We start from the raw sequence: 1899 nt of genomic DNA, 5'->3' as shown, positions 1-1899 counted from the left end.
CTAATTAGGGCTTATTTTTTTGTCAAATTTTACATTTAACTATATCGTAATGTCTCGTAATGTGATATAATATAAGAGATAGGGGGTTTTCTTATGAGACTTAAAGTATCTAAATCAAAAAATGCTGCATCTTTTTATGTTATTAAATCTATTTATAATCCTGATACACAGAAAAACACTTCAGTTGTTGTTGAAAAACTTGGAACTGAAACTGAGTTGAGAAAAAAACTTGATGGACGTGACCCTTACGAATGGGCTAAAGAATATATTGATGAACTTAATCGTTTAGAAAAAGAAAATAAACGAAAGGTTATCATAGAACGAAACCAATCCGTTCTTATAAATAAAGACGAACAGCATTCTTTTAACGGAGGCTATCTTTTCCTACAGCAGATTTATCATCAGTTGGGACTCCATAAGATTTGTAATGATATTTCTTCAAGGCACAAGTTTACTTATGATATTAACAGTATCCTTTCCCGTTTGCTTTATGGAAGAATTCTTTTTCCTTCTTCAAAGCTTTCTACCTTTGAATCTTCTAAACAACTTCTTGAACAACCAAGCTTTGAATTACAGCACGTTTACAGATCTTTAGAAGTTATTGCTGAAGAATCAGATTTTATACAATCACAGCTTTACAAAAACAGTCTTTCTCTTTCTAAACGTAATGATCGTATTCTTTACTATGATTGTACCAACTACTTTTTTGAGATTGAGCAAGAAGATGGCCTGAAACAATACGGTCCTTCTAAGGAACACCGCCCTAACCCTATTGTTGAAATGGGTTTATTTATGGATGGTGATGGTATCCCTCTTGCTTTTAATATTCACAGTGGCAACACCAACGAACAAGTGACCTTAAAACCTTTAGAGAAGCAAATCATCGAAGACTTCAAACTATCTAAGTTTGTTGTATGTACTGATGCCGGCTTATCTTCAAATGATAATAGGAAGTTTAATAATATTAATGGCCGTTCTTTTATTACAACTCAATCTATCAAGAAACTTAAGAAGTTTTTAAAAGAATGGGCTTTAGAACCTACTGGATGGATGCACAATGCATCCAATGAAACCTTTGATTTAACCCAGTTAGATGATAATGAAAATCTTTGTGAACAATATAAGAATGTGACTTTTTATAAAGAAAGATGGATTAAAGAGAATAATCTTGAGCAAAAACTGATCGTTACCTTTTCCCTTAAGTACCGTGACTATCAACGGCAGATTAGAACCAGACAGGTCGAACGTGCCACAAAGCTTATCGACACTAACCCAAAAAGTATTGGTAGAAAAAGACAAAATGATTATAAACGATTTATCGAACCCACCAACATTACTAGTGAAGGTGAAGTTGCAGAAAAGACACTTTACCACCTCAATTCAGATACTATTTCTGAGGAAAGTAAGTATGATGGATTCTATGCTGTGTGTACTAATCTTGACGAGGATGCTGCCGAAATAGCTAGAATCAACCACCAACGTTGGGAAGTTGAAGAATGTTTTAGAATCATGAAGAGCGAATTTAAGGCAAGACCTGTTTATCTTCAAAGAGATGACCGTATAAAAGCTCATTTTACTACCTGTTTTCTGGCACTTGTTTTATATAGATATCTGGAGAAAGACCTAAATAGCCAGTTCACAACGACTGAAATCGTCGGCCAGTTAAAGGATATGAACTTCTACTTAGTTCCTGGACAGGGCTTTATTCCAACCTATACACGAACTGATTTTACAGATGCACTACATGATAGCTATGGATTTAGAACAGATTATCAGATTGTCAGCGACAAAGAAATGAAAAAAATATATAAGAAGACTAAAAAGTAAAAAAAGTACGCAAAAATTAACCACATACAAAAAGCTTGTAATTCCCTATTCACAAGGGATTACAAGCTTTTT

Annotated in this window: 1 protein-coding gene; it reads left to right on the top strand. The window is 33.8% G+C overall.

Features of this window, described 5'->3' with window-relative positions; all coding sequences use genetic code 11:
- The first annotated feature begins 93 nt into the window (after positions 1 to 93).
- Positions 94 to 1827, top strand: a complete 1734-nt coding sequence (locus P0N36_RS15130) for an IS1634 family transposase (RefSeq protein ID WP_275843716.1) — start codon at positions 94 to 96, stop codon at positions 1825 to 1827.
- Positions 1828 to 1899: the final 72 nt, after the last annotated feature.

Origin of the sequence: Petrocella sp. FN5 (assembly GCF_029210395.1) — a bacterium.
Classification (GTDB): domain Bacteria; phylum Bacillota; class Clostridia; order Lachnospirales; family Vallitaleaceae; genus Petrocella.
This window is presented reverse-complemented; position numbering and strand designations above follow the sequence as displayed.

Bases quoted from the DNA above. Each gene is read 5' to 3' on its own strand.
- P0N36_RS15130 (WP_275843716.1), top strand. From the start codon at position 94: ATGAGACTTAAAGTATCTAAATCAAAAAATGCTGCATCTTTTTATGTT.